This window comes from Acidovorax cavernicola, assembly GCF_003581445.1.
On sequence record NZ_QXMN01000342.1, the window covers coordinates 1 to 581 of the forward strand.

At 61.3% G+C, this 581-nt stretch carries 1 pseudogene; it reads right to left on the minus strand.

Going from position 1 to position 581, the window contains the following annotated elements:
* A pseudogene (locus D3H34_RS33545) lies at window positions 1-581 on the minus strand (DNA-directed RNA polymerase subunit beta'); the annotation flags it as partial.

Genomic DNA, 581 nt, shown 5'->3' on the forward strand with positions numbered 1-581 from the left:
ACCTTGTTGTAGCGCTCGCCGGACGTCACCAGACCGGAGACGTACTGCTGCTGGATTTCCTTCACTTCGGCTTCGGCGCGACCGATGATCTCGGGCTTTTGCGGCGGCACCAGCATGTCGCCGATGGCGATCGAGATACCGGCGTGCGTCGACAGACGGAAACCGTTTTGCAGCAGCTTGTCGGCAAACACCACCGTCGCCTTCAGACCGCACTTGCGGAACGAGGTGTTGATGAGCTTGGAAATTTCCTTCTTCTTCAGCGCCTTGTTCATGTTGCTGAACGGCAGGCCCTTGGGAAGAATTTCCGACAGCAGCGCGCGGCCGACGGTGGTTTCCACGATCTTGGTCTCGGGCTCGAATTCGCCCGTGGCCTTGTTCTTGGTCCACTCCGTCATGCGCACGTTGATCTTCGCCGCCAGTTCGACCTGGCCGGCGTCGAGCGCGCGCTGCACTTCACCGATGTCGGCGAAGACCATGCCTTCGCCCTTGCCGTTGATGCGCTCGCGGGTTGCGTGGTACAGGCCCAGCACAACGTCCTGCGAAGGAACGATCGACGGTTCGCCCGAAGCCGGGAACAGCAC